13 protein-coding genes, 1 rRNA gene and 1 pseudogene are annotated in these 18,789 nt (G+C 49.6%); 11 read left to right on the plus strand and 4 right to left on the minus strand.

The window, feature by feature from the left end:
* The 10 genes and pseudogenes from rrf to EV202_RS09630 form a co-directional block, all read left to right on the plus strand.
* Positions 1-90, plus strand: a 5S ribosomal RNA gene (rrf, locus tag EV202_RS09585); the annotation flags it as partial.
* 220 nt (positions 91-310) lie between these two features.
* Positions 311-901 carry a V-type ATP synthase subunit E family protein gene (locus tag EV202_RS09590; protein WP_131926916.1) on the plus strand — a complete coding sequence of 197 codons (591 nt, stop codon included), beginning with the start codon at positions 311-313 and terminating at the stop codon, positions 899-901.
* A 10-nt stretch (positions 902-911) separates the two neighbouring features.
* Complete coding sequence (locus tag EV202_RS09595; protein ID WP_131926917.1) at positions 912-1,751, plus strand: DUF2764 family protein; 840 nt, start codon at positions 912-914, stop codon at positions 1,749-1,751.
* An 18-nt stretch (positions 1,752-1,769) separates the two neighbouring features.
* Positions 1,770-3,524: pseudogene (locus EV202_RS09600) on the plus strand (V-type ATP synthase subunit A).
* A 148-nt stretch (positions 3,525-3,672) separates the two neighbouring features.
* Complete coding sequence (locus EV202_RS09605; protein ID WP_106068459.1) at positions 3,673-5,001, plus strand: V-type ATP synthase subunit B; 1,329 nt, start codon at positions 3,673-3,675, stop codon at positions 4,999-5,001.
* 27 nt (positions 5,002-5,028) lie between these two features.
* On the plus strand, positions 5,029-5,634 hold the full coding sequence (locus EV202_RS09610; protein WP_131926918.1) for a V-type ATP synthase subunit D: 606 nt from the start codon (positions 5,029-5,031) through the stop codon (positions 5,632-5,634).
* Positions 5,631-7,526 (plus strand): V-type ATP synthase subunit I, encoded by a 1,896-nt coding sequence (locus EV202_RS09615; protein ID WP_131926919.1) that lies wholly within the window; start codon positions 5,631-5,633, stop codon positions 7,524-7,526. The genes EV202_RS09610 and EV202_RS09615 overlap by 4 nt, the downstream gene beginning before the upstream one ends.
* 47 nt (positions 7,527-7,573) lie before the next feature.
* Positions 7,574-7,993, plus strand: coding sequence for an ATPase (locus tag EV202_RS09620; RefSeq protein ID WP_106068462.1), 420 nt, complete (start codon positions 7,574-7,576; stop codon positions 7,991-7,993).
* Between the two features lie 497 nt (positions 7,994-8,490).
* Positions 8,491-10,152, plus strand: coding sequence for a glycogen/starch synthase (locus tag EV202_RS09625; protein ID WP_131926920.1), 1,662 nt, complete (start codon positions 8,491-8,493; stop codon positions 10,150-10,152).
* A 31-nt stretch (positions 10,153-10,183) separates the two neighbouring features.
* Entirely contained in the window at positions 10,184-12,748 is a 2,565-nt protein-coding gene (locus EV202_RS09630; RefSeq protein WP_131926921.1) for a glycosyltransferase family 1 protein, read from the plus strand.
* A gap of 263 nt (positions 12,749-13,011) precedes the next feature.
* Here EV202_RS09630 and EV202_RS09635 read toward each other — a convergent pair whose 3' ends face one another.
* The 4 genes from EV202_RS09635 to EV202_RS09650 form a co-directional block, all read right to left on the minus strand.
* Positions 13,012-13,380, minus strand: a complete 369-nt coding sequence (locus EV202_RS09635) for a DUF2023 family protein (protein WP_106040447.1) — start codon at positions 13,378-13,380, stop codon at positions 13,012-13,014.
* A gap of 49 nt (positions 13,381-13,429) precedes the next feature.
* Positions 13,430-13,936: a flavodoxin FldA gene (gene fldA / locus EV202_RS09640; protein WP_131752716.1), complete on the minus strand. Its 507-nt coding sequence runs from the start codon at positions 13,934-13,936 to the stop codon at positions 13,430-13,432.
* A gap of 508 nt (positions 13,937-14,444) precedes the next feature.
* Positions 14,445-14,945, minus strand: a complete 501-nt coding sequence (nrdG, locus tag EV202_RS09645) for an anaerobic ribonucleoside-triphosphate reductase activating protein (protein WP_125239392.1) — start codon at positions 14,943-14,945, stop codon at positions 14,445-14,447.
* Positions 14,946-14,953: 8 nt separating this feature from the next.
* Positions 14,954-17,161 (minus strand): anaerobic ribonucleoside triphosphate reductase, encoded by a 2,208-nt coding sequence (locus tag EV202_RS09650; protein ID WP_131926922.1) that lies wholly within the window; start codon positions 17,159-17,161, stop codon positions 14,954-14,956.
* 402 nt (positions 17,162-17,563) lie between these two features.
* On the opposite strand from EV202_RS09650, the gene EV202_RS09655 reads away from it, so the two are divergent.
* Positions 17,564-18,535, plus strand: coding sequence for a uroporphyrinogen decarboxylase/cobalamine-independent methonine synthase family protein (locus EV202_RS09655; protein WP_131926923.1), 972 nt, complete (start codon positions 17,564-17,566; stop codon positions 18,533-18,535).
* The last annotated feature ends 254 nt before the right edge of the window (positions 18,536-18,789 follow it).

An 18,789-nucleotide genomic window follows, 5' to 3' on the forward strand; every position in this document is an offset into this window, starting at 1 on the left:
GTTCCACCTCTTTCCATTCCGAACAGAGAAGTTAAGCCCGGTCACGCCGATGGTACTGCGTAACAGTGGGAGAGTAGGTAGCCGCCGTCTTTTTTGAAGAGGCCCCCCGTCCGGAAACGGACGGGGGCTTTCCGCTTTTGTGCCTTTGGGTTTCTGGACTTTTTGCTGTTTTTTTAAAAAACGACAAACTTTTCATCCTTTCTTACCATCTAATATTGAATTGATTTTCGTATTTTTGGCAGCAATCTAATAAAAAGGAAAATATACGTATTTAATATTGTAATATAAATCAAATAATACTCCTGTAAATATGGAAAACAAGATTCAAGAGCTGACCGATAAAATCTACCGTGAAGGGGTAGAAAAAGGAAACGAAGAAGCTCAGAGGCTTATCGCGAAGGCTCAGGAAGAAGCAAAAAAAATAGTAGAGGATGCTCGTAAGGAAGCCGACTCTATTGTGACTGCCGCCCATAAGTCTGCCGACGAATTGGCAGAGAATACAAAATCAGAATTAAAATTGTTCGCCGGTCAGGCTGTTAATGCACTGAAATCCGAAATTGCTACTTTAGTGACGGATAAGATTGTGAATGCCGATGTAAAAGCATTTGCCGAGAATAAAGAATTCCTTCATTCTTTCATCGTTGCATTGGCCTCTAAATGGTCTGCAAATGAGGCGATTGTCATCTCTACTGCTGATGCAGAAGGTTTGACGAAGTATTTTGTGGCGAAAGCCAAAACCTTGCTGGGTAATGGAGTGAAGATTGAACAAGTGAACGGTATCAAGTCTTTGTTCTCCGTATCGCCTGCCGACGGTTCGTACAAAGTGAACTTCGGCGAAGAAGAATTTATGAACTACTTCAAGGAATTCCTGCGTCCGCAGTTAGTGGAAATGCTCTTTTAACCCCTGAATTATGAGTAAATACTATTACTTGGTAGCCGGTTTGCCCGAACTTTCTTTGGAAGATAGCAAGCTGAGCTATACAGTAGCAGATTTCAGGACGGAATTCTATCCCTATTTGTCGGGTGAGGATAAAAAACTGATGGATTTGTTTTATCTGAAATTCGACAATGCCAATGTCTTGAAGCTGTTGAAGGATAAGGATGCCTCCATTGATTTGCGTGGAAATTTTTCGGCAGAGGAATTGATGGGCTATATTTCCCGGATGAAAGAGGGAGATGAGGTGTCCGAAAGCGTATTCCCTTCTTATTTGTCTGCTTTTATCTCTGAATATTTCAGTATGTCTGCCGGCGATGATGTCTTATATGAGAACCGTTTGACAGCACTTTATTATGCTTATGCAATGAAGTGCAAGAATCGTTTTGTGTCTTCATGGTTTGCTTTCAATCTTACCGCGAACAATATATTGGCAGCGCTTACGGCGCGAAAGTTCAAGATGGAGGTTGCCCCGCTTATTGTGGGTGATACGGAGGTGTGCGAGATATTGAGAACATCTAATGCGCGTGATTTTGGCTTGGGCAGTGAGGTGGAATACTTGGAGCAGCTGGTGAAAATCAGTGAAACGAGTGAGTTGCTGGATCGGGAGAAGAAAATTGACCAACTTCGTTGGGAGTGGATGGAAGAAGCTACTTTTTTCGACTATTTCACGGTAGAACGTCTGTTTGTATTCCTGCAACAATTGGAGATGATTGAGCGATGGATTTCATTGGATAAAGAAAAGGGGAGCCAAATGTTTCGCAGCATGATCGCTGCTTTGAAAGACGAGGTGCAGATACCCGCAGAATTCAGATAAAACAAATAACATAATTATATGGCAACAAAAGGAACTGTAAGTGGCGTAATAGCCAACATGGTGACCCTCGTCGTTGACGGCCCGGTGGCGCAAAACGAGATTTGTTATATCTCGACCGGTGGAGACAAGTTGATGGCGGAGGTGATTAAGGTGGTAGGCACCCGGGTCTATGTACAGGTGTTTGAGAGCACCCGCGGACTGAAGGTGGGAGCCGAAGCCGAGTTTACCGGACACATGCTCGAAGTGACGCTGGGACCGGGTATGCTTTCAAAAAACTACGATGGTCTGCAAAACGACCTCGACAAGATGGATGGCGTTTTCTTGAAACGCGGACAATACACCTATCCGTTGGATAAGGGAAGCAAATGGCATTTTGCTCCTTTGGTGAAGGTGGGCGACAAGGTAGAAGCCGCTGCTTGGCTGGGACAAGTGGATGAGAATTTCCAGTCGTTGAAAATCATGGTGCCTTTTGTACAAAAAGGCGTATGTACCGTGAAGTCCATTGCAGCAGAAGGCGACTACACCATCGAAGATACTATTGCAGTGCTGACCGATGAAGAAGGCAACGACATCCATGTGAACATGATACAGAAATGGCCCGTGAAGCGTGCCATGACGAACTATAAGGAAAAGCCCCGTCCTTTCAAATTGCTGGAAACCGGAGTACGTGTCATCGATACGGTCAATCCGATTGTAGAAGGGGGCACGGGATTTATTCCCGGTCCGTTCGGTACAGGCAAGACGGTGCTTCAGCATGCCATTTCCAAGCAGGCGGAGGCAGATATCGTAATCATTGCAGCTTGCGGTGAGCGTGCCAACGAGGTGGTGGAAATCTTTACGGAGTTTCCCGAACTGGTAGACCCGCATACCGGACGTAAGCTGATGGAACGTACCATTATCATTGCCAATACTTCGAACATGCCGGTTGCCGCGCGTGAAGCGTCGGTCTACACGGCTATGACGATTGCCGAATATTATCGCAGCATGGGTTTGAAGGTGTTGCTGATGGCCGACTCCACTTCGCGTTGGGCACAGGCATTGCGCGAGATGTCCAACCGTATGGAAGAGCTTCCCGGACCGGATGCCTTCCCGATGGATTTGTCATCCATCATATCCAACTTCTACGGTCGTGCCGGCTATGTGAAGCTGAATAACGGTGAGACGGGCTCCATTACATTCATCGGTACGGTATCTCCCGCCGGTGGTAACTTGAAAGAGCCGGTAACCGAAAACACGAAGAAAGTGGCCCGTTGTTTCTATGCCCTTGAGCAAGATCGTGCCGACAAAAAACGCTATCCGGCCGTTAATCCGATTGATTCTTATTCCAAATACATCGAATATCCCGAATTTGCCGACTACATAGGCAAGCGCATCAACGGCGAGTGGATTGGAAAGGTAAATGAAGTCAAAACCCGTTTGCAGCGCGGTAAGGAGATTGCAGAGCAAATCAACATTCTGGGTGATGACGGTGTGCCCGTAGAGTATCACGTGACGTTCTGAAAATCAGAGCTGATAGACTTCGTTATCTTGCAGCAAGATGCTTTCGACGAGATTGATGCCGTGACTCCGATGGACCGCCAGGAAGAAATTCTGAACATGGTGATAAACATCTGTCATACAGAATTTAAGTTTGATAACTTCAATGAGGTGATGGAATATTTCAAGAGGATGATTAACATCTGCAAGCAGATGAACTACTCGAAGTTCAGGTCCGAAGCGTACGATGGCTTTTACAAACAGTTGTCGGAACTGATAGAGGAGCGTAGAGCCTGAAAGAGTTTGCTGTTTTGATGTTCATGACTTTCTGTCCGGGCTTTGCCGATGCAGGTTTGCGGCAGAAGAGGCGGACGGGGAAATAGCGAGAAGAACAACGAGAGATTTAAAATGGTAAATAGTAAATTGTCAAATAGAAAATAAATAGATGGCAACAAAAGCATTTCAGAAAATATATACCAAGATAACTCAGATTACGAAAGCCACGTGTTCGCTCAAGGCAACCGGGGTGGGGTATGACGAGTTGGCGACTGTGAACGGCAAATTGGCCCAAGTGGTAAAGATTGCCGGCGACGAAGTGACTTTGCAGGTGTTTGAGGGTACGGAAGGCATTCCTACCAATGCAGAGGTAGTATTCTTGGGCAAGGCTCCTACAATCAAAGTGAGCGAACAACTTGCCGGACGCTTCTTCAACGCATTTGGCGACCCCATCGACGGCGGTCCCGCCATTGAAGGCGAAGAGGTGGAAATCGGCGGTCCGTCCGTGAATCCGGTGCGCCGTAAACAGCCTTCGGAGCTGATTGCAACCGGTATTGCCGGCATCGACTTGAACAACACGCTGGTGTCCGGACAGAAGATTCCGTTTTTTGCCGACCCCGACCAACCTTTCAATCAGGTGATGGCCAATGTGGCGCTGCGTGCCGAGACAGACAAGATTATTCTGGGCGGAATGGGTATGACGAATGACGACTACCTCTACTTCAAGAACGTGTTCTCCAATGCGGGTGCGCTCGACCGTATCGTCAGTTTCATGAACACCACCGAGAATCCTCCGGTGGAACGTCTGCTGATTCCGGACATGGCTCTGACGGCTGCCGAATATTTCGCTGTGAACAACAACGAGAAGGTGCTGGTGCTGCTGACTGACATGACCTCTTATGCCGATGCCTTGGCCATCGTGTCTAACCGTATGGATCAGATTCCTTCCAAGGATTCCATGCCCGGCTCCCTCTATTCGGATTTGGCAAAGATATACGAGAAGGCGGTGCAGTTCCCAAGCGGCGGTTCCATAACGATTATTGCGGTGACTACCCTGTCGGGTGGCGATATCACGCACGCCGTGCCCGACAATACGGGGTATATCACGGAAGGGCAGTTGTTCCTCCGCCGCGACAGCGACATCGGTAAGGTGATTGTAGACCCGTTCCGTTCCTTGTCGCGTCTGAAGCAGTTGGTTACGGGCAAGAAGACGCGTAAAGACCATCCGCAGGTGATGAATGCCGCCGTGCGTCTGTATGCCGATGCCGCCAACGCCAAAACCAAGCTTGAAAACGGTTTCGACCTGACGAACTACGACGAACGTACGCTTGCTTTTGCGAAAGACTACTCCAACCAACTGTTGGCCATCGACGTCAACCTCGATACCACAGAGATGCTCGATGTGGCATGGAGTTTATTCGGCAAGTATTTCCGTCCGGAAGAGGTGAATATCAAGAAAGAACTGGTAGACGAATTCTGGCCGGAAACAAATAACTAATCGCTAATTAACTAATCACTAAAAGAAGTGGCTATCAAGTTTCAATATAACAAGACCTCCCTCCAGCAGTTGGAAAAGCAACTGAAGGTGCGCGTGCGTACACTCCCCATCATTAAGAACAAGGAGAGTGCCCTGCGCATGGAAGTGAAGCGCTGCAAAACCGATGCTGCCGCGCTGGATGCGAGGTTGGAAAAGGAAATCCAAGCTTACGAAGCCATGTTCGCCCTTTGGAATGAGTTCGATACTTCATTGATAAAGGTCAGCGATGTTCATCTTGGCGTGAAGAAGATTGCCGGCGTGAGAGTGCCGTTGCTCGAAAATGTGGATTTCGAGATACGCCCGTACAGCTTGTTCAGTGCTCCCAAATGGTATGCAGACGGGTTGCACTTGCTCAAGTTGCTGGCGCATACGGCCATCGAGCGCGAATTTACCGTTGCCAAGCTGAACTTGCTGGAACATGCGCGTAAAAAGACCACCCAGAAGGTGAATCTTTTTGAAAAAGTACAGATTCCGGGCTATCAGGATGCGCTGCGCAAAATCAAACGATTCATGGAGGACGAAGAAAACCTCTCCAAGTCGTCGCAGAAAATCATGAAGTCCCATCAAGACAACAGAAAGGAGGAAGAGTTATGATTACGAAGATGAAAAAACTCACTTTCTTGGTTTACCATAAGGAGTACGAACCGTTCTTGGATCGCTTGCGCGAACTCGGTGTGGTACACATCGTGGAGAAGCAACGGGGCGAACCTGACGAGGCGTTGCATGCCTCTTTGGCAAAGCGCACTGTTTATCGCAACCTGCTTGCCGATATGCGTAAACTTGCCGATATGTACCCCTCTCCCGAGAGTGGTGTGTCTGCCGGCAAGGAGCAAGCGGTGCAAGCTTCATCGGCAGTGCAACACATGTTCGGGGCCATGCAGCCGGCAGCCGATGCGGAAACGCTGCGTTCCTGCTACGAACGGTTGCAGGATAACATACAGAAGAGTGCGCAGCGTGTGCAGTCGCTCGAGCGCGATGCCGCCCAGCTGGAAGTGTGGGGCGATTTCGATTGGCAGGCGGTGCATCGTTTGCAGGAAGCCGGTTGGAATATGCTGTTCTACACTTGCCAGAACAAGGATTATGTTCCCGAATGGGAAGAACAGTACGACATAGTCAAAGTAGCAGAGCGAGGCGGTTATGTTTATTTCGTGGTAGTGGCGCAAGGTGCTGTCGAACTTTTTGCCGAGGCTGTTCGCCTGCCTTCCGTTCGCTTGTCGGAGTTGAAGGCTCGGAAAGTCGAGGCCGAAAGCCGGCTGGCACAAGCCAAGTATGAATTGTCGGCATTCTGTCGTACCCATTGCGAAGCGATGGAAGCACATTGCGACGCTTTGCAGGACGACATCGACTTGATGACCGTGAAGCTCAACGGTGAGCGCATTCTCGAAGGTGCTGCCGTGCTGCTTGAGGGGTGGATTCCTGTCGATAGCGAAGCCGAAGTGCGCAACGAGTTGGATGCTTCGGGTGTGTACTACGAGCTGAAGTCGGCTTCGAAAGCCGATCCGGCTCCCATCAAGTTGAAGAACAATGCGTTCACCCGTATGTACGAAGTGCTGACGCGCATGTATGGCATGCCCGAATATGCCGAATTCGACCCCACGCCGATGATTGCCCCGTTTTTCACCCTGTTCTTTGCTTACTGCATGGGCGATGCGGGTTACGGCATCATCCTCATTCTGCTGGGCTTCTACCTGAAACGCAAACTGTCTGCCTCGATGCGGGGAATGATGAACCTTGTCATTACCCTCGGTGTGGCCACCATGTTGCTCGGAGCGGTGTTCGGAACATTCTTCGGCGCGAATCTATTCGACATGAATCTGCCCGAAGAACTGAAACAATTCATGATTACAGGTAAGGTAGGAGCCACGAACTACGACAAAACCATGCTGCTGGCATTGATTATCGGCGTGGTGCACGTCATCGTGGGTATGACGGTGAAAGCTATCGTGTCAACCATACGTTTCGGCTTCAAGGATTCGCTCAGTGCATGGGCATGGCTGCTGTTGGTAGTGGGCTTCATTGCCACCGGTGCGCTGACTTCGTTGCAGCTCATTCCACAGCACGTGTCTACGTGGGCATTCCTGCTCATCGGCGGCGTTTCTGCCGTGGGCATATACTTGCTCAACAACTTGCGGCGCAATGTTTTTGTCAACATTGGTGCAGGATTGTGGGACACGTATAACATGGCTACGGGACTTATGGGCGACATTCTTTCCTACATCCGTCTCTATGCCCTTGGTCTGGCAGGTGGCATGCTGGGAGGCGTCTTCAACCAGCTTGCCTTTATGGTGAACGACGCGGCCGGGCCGGTTCTGGGCTGGTTTTTCTGCCTGTTGATTCTCGTCTTCGGTCATACCTTGAACATAGGCATGTCTTGCTTGAGTGCATTCGTGCATCCGCTGCGTCTGACTTTCGTCGAGTATTTCAAGAACTCCGGCTATGAGGGGCGTGGCGAGGCCTATAAACCGTTTGGTTTTGTAAAAAAGTAAACAATAAATAATCAATTATTAAATAACAAATAAAAAACAAGAACACTATGAATGAATTATTAGGTTACATCGGTTTGGGCTTGATGTTGGCTCTTGCCGGAATTGGAAGTTGCTACGGAACGACTATCGCAGGAAATGCAGCCGAAGGGGCTCTGAAGAAAGACCCCTCTAAGTCGTCGGGCTACATGATTTTGGCGGCTCTTCCCGCTACACAGGGATTGTACGGATTTGTTGCTTTCCTCATGTGGTTGGGCAAGGATTTTGCTACGGAAGGTCCTCTTATGCTAGGTGTAGGTGCTGCCGTAGGCTTCGTGTGTCTTATTTCGTCCATCCGTCAGGCGCAAGTTTGTGCAAACGGTATCGTGGGTATGTCTCAAGGACATGATGTGCAGACCAACACCATGATTTATGCTGCTCTTCCTGAGTTTTACGCCATCTTGGCATTGGTTGCCGCATTGATGGTATAAACCTTGATTTTAAGTAGGGCATAAGGGCGTCAAGAAACGCATGCTGCCTTTATCACATTTTTTTCAGGCGCAGATTACGCTTACCCTCACGGGTCTCGATTCTCCGAAACCGTGCTTGTCAGTGAAATCTGCGCCTGATGCTGTTTTCATGATCTGCTGCCTTTCTTGTTTCCCCACACTTCGTCCTCCTTATACAGCCACTTCGCCCTCTTTCTTCCCTCATTTCGTCAGGCTTCAAGTGCGGCATTGGGAGTGCTGAAGTGCGGCATCGGGAGTGCTGAAGTGTGGCATCGAATTCAAACAAACGGGGCGGGAGATAACCGTCGCTGCTTGCTTGGGCGGGCATAAAGGTGTGGACAGTATCCATGCGTCCTCTCCTTCTTTCGTCCCATGCAAACGTTTTTTATATTAGTTTTATCGATTAAAAGGCTTTTTTTCAAAGAATAATGCGTAATTTTGCCCTATATTATTTTTAGAAAAGAGATTGTAACGTAAATATGATTAAAGAACTACTTACCCCCGACTATATCTTCGAAGCAAGTTGGGAAGTATGTAATAAAGTAGGCGGTATCTATACAGTTTTGTCCACCAAAGCAAGTACTTTGCAGACAAAGTTTCGCGACAAGCTGTTTTATATCGGGCCGGATGTTTGGCAAGGAAAAGAAAACCCTTTGTTTATCGAGTCCGACACTCTTTGGGCAGCATGGAGAAAGCATGCAGCCGAGAAAGAAAACCTTTCTGTCCGTGTCGGGCGATGGAATATTCCGGGCGAGCCTATCGTTATCTTGGTTGATTTCAATTCGTTTTTTGCGCAGAAAAACGAAATCTATACCGATATGTGGAACCGCTATCAAGTGGATTCGTTGCATGCCTACGGCGATTATGACGAAGCGTCCATGTTTGCTTATGCCGCCGGAAGGGTGACTGAAAGCTTCTACCGTTATAATCTGCTGGAGACGGACAGCGTTGTGTTTCAGGCGCATGAGTGGATGACCGGTATGGCCGCGCTCTATCTTCAGGCCGCAGTGCCGGAAATAGCAACCATCTTTACTACCCACGCCACCTCCATAGGCCGTTCCATTGCAGGTAACGGCAAACCTTTGTACGACTATCTTTTTGCATACAACGGCGACCAGATGGCTCGGGAACTGAACATGGAGTCGAAGCACTCTATCGAGAAACAGACCGCCCATTATGCGGATTGCTTCACCACCGTGAGCGAAATTACGAACAACGAGTGCAAGGAGCTGCTCGACAAGTCGGCCGACGTGGTGCTGATGAACGGATTTGAGGACGATTTCGTGCCGAAGGGCGCTACTTTTACAGGCAAGCGCAAGCGTGCTCGTTCAGCCATGTTGCGGGTGGCAAACTGTCTGCTGGGCGAGGATTTGGATGATGACACGCTGATTGTAGGCACCAGCGGGCGATATGAGTTCAAGAACAAAGGCATCAATCTTTTCCTCGAAGCATTGAACCGGCTGAACCGCGACAGAAACCTGAAGAAAAAAGTGCTGGCTTTCGTCAATGTGCCCGGCTGGGTAGGGGAGCCCCGCGAAGATTTGCGGCAGCGCCTCAAGAGCAAAGACAAATTTTCCACTGCCTTGGAATGTCCTTTCATCACCCATTGGTTGCACAACATGACGCACGACCAAGTGCTCGACATGCTGAAGTATCTGGGCATGGGCAACACGCGCGAAGACAAGGTGAAGGTGGTTTTCGTGCCCTGCTACCTCGATGGCAAGGACGGCATCTTCAACAAACACTACTACGACATCATTTTAGGTCAAGACCTCAGCGTTTATCCATCCTATTATGAGCCGTGGGGATATACTCCGCTGGAAAGCGTGGCCTTTCGTGTGCCTACCATCACCACCGACCTTGCCGGCTTCGGGCTTTGGGTGAACAGCCTGAAAAACCGGCACGGCATAGACGATGGCGTAGAGGTGTTGCATCGCTCGGACTACAACGATTCTGAAGTGGCCGACGGCATCAAGGACACCATTTCCCTGTTCTCTGCCAAAACAGAAACAGAAGTCAAAGAAATACGCAAGCGTGCAGCCCGAGTGGCCGAGCAGGCTTTGTGGAAACATTTCATACAATATTATTATGAAGCGTATGACATTGCATTGCGCAATGCAATGAAGCGCCGGTTAATTTGAAAGATATATTAATCAATTAGTAAATCATACAATGAAGATTAAAGTTAGTAATGTAAACACTCCGAACTGGAAAGACGTGAATGTCAAGTCGCACATTCCTGCCGAATTGGAAAAACTGTCGGAACTTGCACGCAACATTTGGTGGGCATGGAATTATGAGGCCACCGAACTGTTCAGTGACCTTGACCCTGCTCTTTGGAAAGAAGTGGGACAGAATCCGGTACTTCTGTTGGAACGTATGAGTTTTGCCAAACTCGAAGCACTTGCCAAAGATAAAGTCATTCTGCGCAGAATGGAAGATGTTTATTCCAAATTCCGCACATACATGGATGTGGCTCCCGACAGCAAACGCCCTTCCGTGGCATATTTCAGTATGGAATATGGGTTGAACCATGTACTCAAAACATACTCCGGCGGCTTGGGTGTGCTTGCCGGCGACTACCTGAAAGAAGCATCCGACAGCAACGTCGATATGTGTGCGGTAGGTTTTCTGTATCGTTACGGCTATTTCACTCAAACATTGTCTATGGACGGGCAGCAGGTGGCCAACTACGAAGCGCAGAACTTCGGCCAGTTGCCCATCGACCGTGTGTTGGACGAGAACGGCCGGCAAGTGGTGGTGGATGTGCCTTATATGGACTACTACGTGCATGCCTATGTGTGGAGAGTGAACGTAGGACGCATCGCCCTCTATCTGCTCGACACGGATAACGAAATGAACAGCGAGTTCGACCGCCCCATCACGCATCAGCTTTATGGCGGCGACTGGGAAAACCGCTTGAAGCAAGAGATTCTGCTTGGCATCGGAGGTATGCTGACCTTGAAGAAACTGGGCATCAAGAAAGATATTTATCATTGCAACGAAGGGCATGCCGCCTTGATAAACGTGCAGCGCATTTGCGACTACGTGGCCGAAGGATTGACCTACGATCAGGCCATCGAGCTGGTGCGCGCCTCCTCGCTTTACACGGTACACACACCGGTGCCGGCAGGTCACGACTACTTTGACGAAGGCCTGTTCGGGAAGTACATGGGAGGCTATCCTTCTAAGATGGGCATCAGTTGGGACGACTTGATGGACCTCGGACGTAATAATCCGGGCGACAAGAACGAACGTTTCTGCATGTCGGTGTTTGCATGCAACACTTCGCAGGAGGTGAACGGCGTGAGCTGGCTGCACGGAAAGGTTTCGCAGGAGATGTTCGCCTCCATCTGGAAGGGCTATTTCCCCGAAGAGAGTCACGTGGGCTATGTCACCAACGGCGTTCACTTCCCCACATGGAGCGCAACGGAGTGGAAGCATCTCTACGCCTCGCATTTCGATGAGAACTTCCGGTACGACCAGTCCAATCCCAAGATCTGGGAAGCTATATACAATGTTTCCGACGAAGAAATCTGGAAGACGCGCATGGTGATGAAGAATAAACTGATTGACTACGTGCGCAAGCAATACCGTGAAAGCTGGCTGAAGAATCAGGGCGATCCTTCGCGCATCGTTTCTTTGCTGGACAAGATTAATCCGAACGCGTTGATGATAGGTTTCGGCCGTCGTTTCGCCACCTATAAGCGTGCACACCTGCTGTTTACCGACTTGGAGCGTCTGTCCAAGATTGTGAACAACCCCGATTATCCGGTACAATTCCTGTTCACCGGCAAGGCTCATCCGCACGATGGCGCAGGCCAGGGATTGATTAAGCGCATCATTGAAATCTCCCGTCGTCCCGAATTCCTCGGCAAGATTATCTTCTTGGAGAACTACGATATGCAGCTGGCACGCCGCCTGGTTTCCGGTGTGGATATCTGGCTGAACACGCCGACCCGTCCGCTCGAAGCATCCGGAACTTCCGGCGAGAAAGCGCTGATGAACGGCGTGCTGAACTTCTCCGTACTCGATGGCTGGTGGCTGGAAGGCTACCGCGAAGGTGCAGGCTGGGCATTGACCGAGAAGCGCACTTATCAAAATCAGGAGCATCAGGACCAACTGGATGCCGCCACCATTTACAGCATCCTCGAACAGGAAATCCTGCCTCTGTATTATGCGCGCAACAAGAAAGGTTATTCCGAAGGATGGGTGAAAACCATCAAGAACTCCATCGCCCGGATTGCTCCTCATTACACCATGAAGCGCCAGTTGGACGATTACTTCAGCAAGTTCTACAACAAGCAGGCCGAGCGTTTCAGGACACTGGCCGCCGATGGTTATGCCAAAGCCAAAGAGATTGCGGCTTGGAAGGAAGAAGTGGCCGGGAAGTGGGACAGCATCGAAGTGGTGTCTTCCGAAATGACGGAAGATTTGATGAAGGGTTCCATCGAGAGCGGTAAGGAATATACCATTACTTACGTCATCGACGAGAAGGGATTGAACGATGCCATCGGCCTGGAACTGGTAACTACTTATATGGCTCACGACGGCCGGCAGCACGTTTACTCCGTAGAGCCGTTCGAGGTGGTGAAGAAGGAGGGCGACTTATATACCTTCAGGGTGAAGCACAAGCTGGAGAATGCCGGCAGCTTCAAGGTATCCTACCGTATGTTCCCGAAGAATGCCGACCTGCCTCACCGTCAGGATTTCTGCTACGTTCGCTGGTTCATTTGAGCTTGAGCACGCGATGCTGAAAGAAGAAGGCTGTCCTCGGATAGAAACGGGACAGCCTTCTTTCGCTTCTGTAAAGTTAACCCGAAAAACATCATTCACCTGTGTGATTCAAAAGAGAAACCGTTTTTCTGAACGTACTCTTCGGACGGTATGACAAAAGTGCTGATTACACGGTTTTGATGCGATGCCCTCAAACAAAGCCACAAAAATGTCTTTACGACATCCTTGCGGCTTCATTTTTTGTGCCGAAACGTTCGGGGAAATTATGCACTTGTCATACTCTTGTTTTTGCGTGCACAATAACGTTCGCACTGGGCACAGATATCATAACCCAACATGGCTCCGAGAATGAAGTCTTCTTCGGGTGTCAGTTGATTCAGCGGGCGGGTCACCATGCAACGGATAGCGTGTATGCACTCCGGTCTTCCGAAGAATAGGTTAATTTTATTTTTGTCTACCGGCTGTATAAGGTACTCTATCTTCTGATTTCTCAGACGGGCTGTGGCAAATTCTTCGTATTTGCGGTTGACAGTATAGAGCACCATCTGGCGAACTCCTTTCTTGAACTCATAGACGTGGTTCAGAAAGACTTTCAGGTCTGCGGGCAGAATGTCGGCGGATGATATCGTCATATAATAAACACATGCAAAGAAAAAATCAAAAGGATATTTTGAACAAGCCTTAAAGCTTGCTCTTCAGTTCGGCCGTCCAAGCATCGATACGCCCGGCGGTTTTGTGGCTTTCGTTCACTTCGTCGAGGGCAAGCCCTACGAAAGCGCCGTTCACCACAGCGATGGATGAAGAGAAAGAATAATCGTCCGGACTGACTTTATTGCCCAAGAACGTGCATCCGGAGTCTTTCAGGTCTTCATAAAGTATTCCGATACCGTCGCAGAATGTGTCGCAGTAGGATTCTGAATCTCCACATCCGAACAGAGCGACAAACTTCATGGAAAGATCTGCGCTTTTCAGCACTTTCATACCGTCGTACCAGTCGTCTTGCAATTCGCCGTCACCCCACGTCGAAGTTCCCAATACCAATACCTCGTATTCCTGAACCAGTTCGGCGGTCATCTTGTCCACACTGTGTACGTCAGCGGAGGAAACGCCTAATTTCCCGGCTATCTGAGTAGCCAACTCTTCGCAGGTTCCGGTGCTGGAACCATAAAAAACACCTGTTTTCTTCATCGTGAATAAAATAATTAATTTGTCTGCTGCAAAGTAAAGCCTTTGCCGGAGAATGTGAAATACCTACTTGTGGGGCTTTTCACGGTGTGCAGCTCCCTATTTTTGGTTAGCTTGTTTTGTGTAGAGATGTTTCTCGGCCTACCTATTAATGGGGATGCTGTATGCCCTTTACACATTTTCGGGTGACGGAGCGCAATGAGGAGGACGCGGGCTGATGGAAATAATTATTGCTGATAACAAGCGACTTACGCTTGTACAAGTGAGAGGCCACACTTGTACAAGCATCGCTTTTTATTTGTACAAGTGCAGCCTTTCACTTGTAGGAGTGTAAGCTATCACTTGTACAAGTGTGCGTTGTCGGTAGGTGCAAGTGTTGAAGAGGTATGGATTGTTCCGCTTTGCCCTTCCTGAAAGCAGAAAATAGACCGAAAATAAACTTAAAGCAAGCCGGGTAAAAAACTTTTCTGTGAGAATTTAAACAGGAACTAAGGTTATTTCAAGACAGCTTCTAAATCTTGGGATTATAGTTGTAGGTCACGGTTTCGTTCCTTTTCAGCGAAGCCTGCACGTCTATCAGACGCTGGTTGCGGCTTCCCCGGAAGTAGAGCTCTTCATCCCGCAGCTCTTCTTTGAATTTTCCGTCCACCAGCACGTCGATGTATTCCAGCAGCTTGGCTTGGCGCGGATTGTTCAGCAGCTTTTCAAAAGTATATCCCGTATAGCACCAGATGTTTTTCCGGCTCTGTTTTTTGATGGCGTATGCCAGTTGGGCGAAGCCTTCGGGCTGAAACATGGGGTCGCCGCCACTGAAGGTGACGTCTGCAAAATTGTCGGCAAGCACTTTTTCCAGAATCTCGTCGACGCTCATCCGGCGTCCTCGGTTGATGTCCCACGAACCGGGATTGTGGCATCCGGGACATCGGTTGGGGCATCCGGCGGCATAAATGGCGGTCCGGAATCCCGGACCGTCCACTGTGGTATCTTCTAATATATCAAGAATGGAAAGCATGGCTGTATTTACTCGTGTATCGTTCTATCGTTCAGTTCGGCCAGTTTGGCATTGTTCCACCTGTCGGTGGTGCCTACCAGATAGCCGGTGATGCGCTGCAGCTTGTCTATGTGCTTGCTTCCGCATTTGGGACATACTTCCAGATTCGGAACGGAGTTTTCGTAACCGCAATCCAGACAACGGTTGCGGTTGTGGTTCACCGAGCCGTACCCGATGTTGTAGCAGTCCATCATGTCCACCACGCGCATGATAACTTCCGGATTGTGGGTGGCGTCGCCGTCAATCTCCACATAGAAGATGTGGCCGCCCCGGGTGAGGTCGTGATAGGGGGCTTCGACTTCGGCCTTGTGGCGGGCGCTGCATTTGTAATACACGGGCACGTGATTGGAGTTGGTGTAATATTCGCGGTCGGTGATGCCCGGCAACATTCCGAACTTCTTGCGGTCTATGCGGGTGAACTTGCCCGACAATCCTTCGGCCGGGGTGGCCAGAATGCTGTAATTGTGCTGATATTGGTCGGAGAACTGATTGGCCCGGTCGCGCATGTAGGTCACGATTTTCAGTCCAAGTTCCTGTGCTTCCTCCGATTCGCCGTGGTGCTTTCCGAGGAGAGCCACGAGACACTCGGCCAATCCGATGAAGCCGATGCCCAGCGTTCCCTGATTGATGACGGGGGCAATGGTGTCATTGGGCTTCAGTTTGTCGCTGCCTATCCACAAGGCGGACATCAGCAACGGGAATTGCTTGGCGAAAGCTGTCTTTTGAAATTCCATGCGCTCGTGCAGTTGGCGTGCGGTGACTTCGAGCATGTAGTCCAGCCGGGAAAAGAAACGGGCGATGCGTTGTTCTTTATTTTCTATCTCTATGCACTCGATGCCCAGACGGACAATGTTGATGGTGGAGAAGGAGAGGTTTCCTCGTCCGATGGACGTCTTCGGGCCGAAACGGTTCTCGAAGACACGGGTGCGGCATCCCATTGTGGCAACCTCGTGCTGATAGCGCTTCGGGTCGTTGGCTTTCCACTCTTCGCTTTGGTTGAAGGTGGCGTCCAGATTCAGGAAGTTGGGGAAGAAACGGCGTGCCGTGACTTTGCAGGCCAACTGGTAGAGGTCGTGGTTGCGGTCTTCCGGCAGGTAGCTGATGCCCCGTTTTTTCTTCCATATCTGTATGGGGAAGATGGCGGTTTCGCCGTTTCCCACGCCCTGATAGGTGCTTTTCAGCAGTTCGCGGATGATGCAGCGCCCCTCTGCCGAAGTGTCCGTGCCGTAGTTGATGGAGCTGAACACCACCTGATTACCGCCGCGCGAGTGGATGGTGTTCATGTTGTGTATAAATGCTTCCATGGCCTGATGCACGCGTGCCACCGTGTTGTTGACGGCATGCTGCACGATGCGTTTCTCGTCAGTCAGCCCGTCCAGAGGCTGCTGCAAATAATCGGTCAGTTCCTTTTGGTAGAGGTGTGAATAATCCTTGCAGTTAAGCTCTTCCAGATTCTTGATTTCCTCGATGTAGCTGTTTCGGACGTAGGGCGCCAGATAGAAGTCGAATGCAGGAATGGCTTGTCCGCCGTGCATCTCGTTTTGGGCCGTTTCCAGCGAAATGCAGCCAAGGATGCTGGCGGTTTCGATGCGTTTGGCCGGGCGCGATTCTCCGTGTCCGGCAGAGAAACCGTATTTCAGAATATGGTCCAGCGGATGCTGCACGCAGGTCAGGCTCTTGGTGGGGTAGTAATCCTTGTCGTGGATGTGCAGGTAGTTGTGGCTGACGGCTTCCAGCGCTTCTTCGCTCAGCAAATAGTCGTCGACAAACGGTTTGGTGGTTTCGCTGGCAAACTTCATCATCATGCCGGCCGGGGTGTCGGCATTCATGTTGGCGTTCTCGCGCGTGATGTCGTTGGATTTGATATTGATGATTTCCAGAAACATGTCGCGCGTCTTTGCTTTGCGGGCGATGCTTCGCTGGTTGCGGTATGCTATGTACTTTTGGGCCACGTCTTTGCGGCTGCTCTTCATCAGTTCCAGTTCCACCATGTCCTGAATGGCTTCCACTGTCATCTGAGAGTCTCCTTTGAAGGAGATGTGGTCTGTAATCTGGTGTATCAGCTGTAAATCTTCACCCTTATCGGTGTGCAGCATGGCCTTACGGATGGCCGTGGCTATCTTTTCTTCGTTGAAGCCGACGATGCGTCCATCACGCTTTAGTACTGTTTGTATCATAACTTTTTATGCTTAAAACGGGATTGGTTATTTAGAGTAATTGTGGAAACAAAGTTATCATTCTTATTTGTAAGTTTATGTTTTTGGGAAACTTTTATCACTTTAAAAAGTGTTAATCGGTTGATTGTTAATTGTTTTCGTTTAGAAATGTGGAAACTTCTGGCGAAATAAAGTTTTCTAAAATGTTTGTTGTTGTGCGCCGAACTCTTTTTTGACGGCTGATGAATTTCGAAATGTCAAATGAAGATAAATATTTTGATGAGATGGTGTATTTTCAAATTCTTTGGTTATATTTGCGGCTAATCGGTTTTTTTTGAGAGTTCTCTTTCACGGATGTGTGGCTTTGCTTCCTGTGAAATCCGGGCAAAGCGCCGTTCGTTTTTTACAATAATCAAAAAAAGGATGAATATGGCCAATGTGTCTCTTCCACTCAAGATTGATATAGCCGGGGCGTTCTGTGTGCCCTCTGTGCTGAAGGATGCCCGCAAACAGTATTACGAAGGAAAAATGGGCCGGCAAACTTTGCAGGCGGTTGAGGACGCGGAAGTGCGTCGTCTCGTGGAGCGTCTGAAGCAGGGAGGCATGAAAGTGGTGTCTGATGGCGGTTTTCGCACCCGCGATTTTTTGGAAAGTTGGGAAGGCATCCGCTCAAAGGACAATCGTCTTTTCTCCGAAGGCTCTCTTTTGGAGATTACAGGAAGGCTCGGCCTGCTTCGGCATCCCGTTCTGGAGGAATTTGCCTTTTTGGTGTCCGTAGCGGGAGAGGATGTGATGAAGAAGCAGCACGTTCCTTCGCCGGCCGAAGTCATGACACAGATTCTTCAACGGGTGGAGCGGTCTCAATTGGAAATGGTATATCCCGACATCCGGCTGCTGACGGACGACATTGCTTCTTGCTACAAAAGTCTGCTCACCTTGCTTTATGATGCCGGTTGCCGCTATATTCAGTTCGACGGCGTGCATTCCGTCATCATGGAGGAGACCGTCCGGCTGAACAACCGTGTGTTGCGCGAACGGCCTGCCGGAATGTATGTTGCTTTTCATGCACCCACCGACATGCTGGTGCAGTTGCATGGCGCCGATGCTTATTTTTTGAACTACGACTGCGGAGCCTGCGACCGCAACCGCCTGCTTTGGTTCATACACGAGAAAGAGGCCGTCTTCGGTTTTGTCCTCTCTCATTATCCGCATGAAGACGAATTGGACGAATTGCAGGCCAAGACGGAAAGCGTGTTGAATTATATTCCCCTGAAACGTTTCACATTGTGTCTGCCGGACGCCAATGCGCTTCTTTCCCCGTCGCTTGCCGATGAAGAGAAGCAGTGGGAAACCGTGCGGCTTGGGATGATAATGGTAGAACGTATTTTTTCTTGAAACCGGAGGCAAGACGGAGGGTGGGGCATGGTGAACTCCTTCCTCCGCACTTCATCGGTCGCAATACCTCACTTCATCGGTCGCAATACCTCACTTCATCGGTCGCAATACCTCACTTCATCGGTCGTAATACCTCACTTTGTCGGTCGTAATCCCACACTTTACGGACTTCAATCCCGCACTTTGTTGGCTGTAACCCAGCACTTTACGGCTTGCAATCCCGCACATTTCATCCGTCGCGTTGCGTCATGATG

It is taken from the genome of Prevotella heparinolytica (genome assembly GCF_004342845.1).
In the GTDB taxonomy this organism is placed as follows: Bacteria; Bacteroidota; Bacteroidia; order Bacteroidales; family Bacteroidaceae; genus Bacteroides; species Bacteroides heparinolyticus.

Bases quoted from the DNA above. Each gene is read 5' to 3' on its own strand.
- EV202_RS09590 (WP_131926916.1), top strand. From the start codon at position 311: ATGGAAAACAAGATTCAAGAGCTGACCGATAAAATCTACCGTGAAGGG.
- EV202_RS09595 (WP_131926917.1), top strand. From the start codon at position 912: ATGAGTAAATACTATTACTTGGTAGCCGGTTTGCCCGAACTTTCTTTG.
- EV202_RS09605 (WP_106068459.1), top strand. From the start codon at position 3,673: ATGGCAACAAAAGCATTTCAGAAAATATATACCAAGATAACTCAGATT.
- EV202_RS09615 (WP_131926919.1), top strand. From the start codon at position 5,631: ATGATTACGAAGATGAAAAAACTCACTTTCTTGGTTTACCATAAGGAG.
- EV202_RS09620 (WP_106068462.1), top strand. From the start codon at position 7,574: ATGAATGAATTATTAGGTTACATCGGTTTGGGCTTGATGTTGGCTCTT.
- EV202_RS09625 (WP_131926920.1), top strand. From the start codon at position 8,491: ATGATTAAAGAACTACTTACCCCCGACTATATCTTCGAAGCAAGTTGG.
- EV202_RS09630 (WP_131926921.1), top strand. From the start codon at position 10,184: ATGAAGATTAAAGTTAGTAATGTAAACACTCCGAACTGGAAAGACGTG.
- EV202_RS09635 (WP_106040447.1), bottom strand. From the start codon at position 13,380: ATGACGATATCATCCGCCGACATTCTGCCCGCAGACCTGAAAGTCTTT.
- fldA (WP_131752716.1), bottom strand. From the start codon at position 13,936: ATGAAGAAAACAGGTGTTTTTTATGGTTCCAGCACCGGAACCTGCGAA.
- nrdG (WP_125239392.1), bottom strand. From the start codon at position 14,945: ATGCTTTCCATTCTTGATATATTAGAAGATACCACAGTGGACGGTCCG.
- EV202_RS09650 (WP_131926922.1), bottom strand. From the start codon at position 17,161: ATGATACAAACAGTACTAAAGCGTGATGGACGCATCGTCGGCTTCAAC.
- EV202_RS09655 (WP_131926923.1), top strand. From the start codon at position 17,564: ATGAATATGGCCAATGTGTCTCTTCCACTCAAGATTGATATAGCCGGG.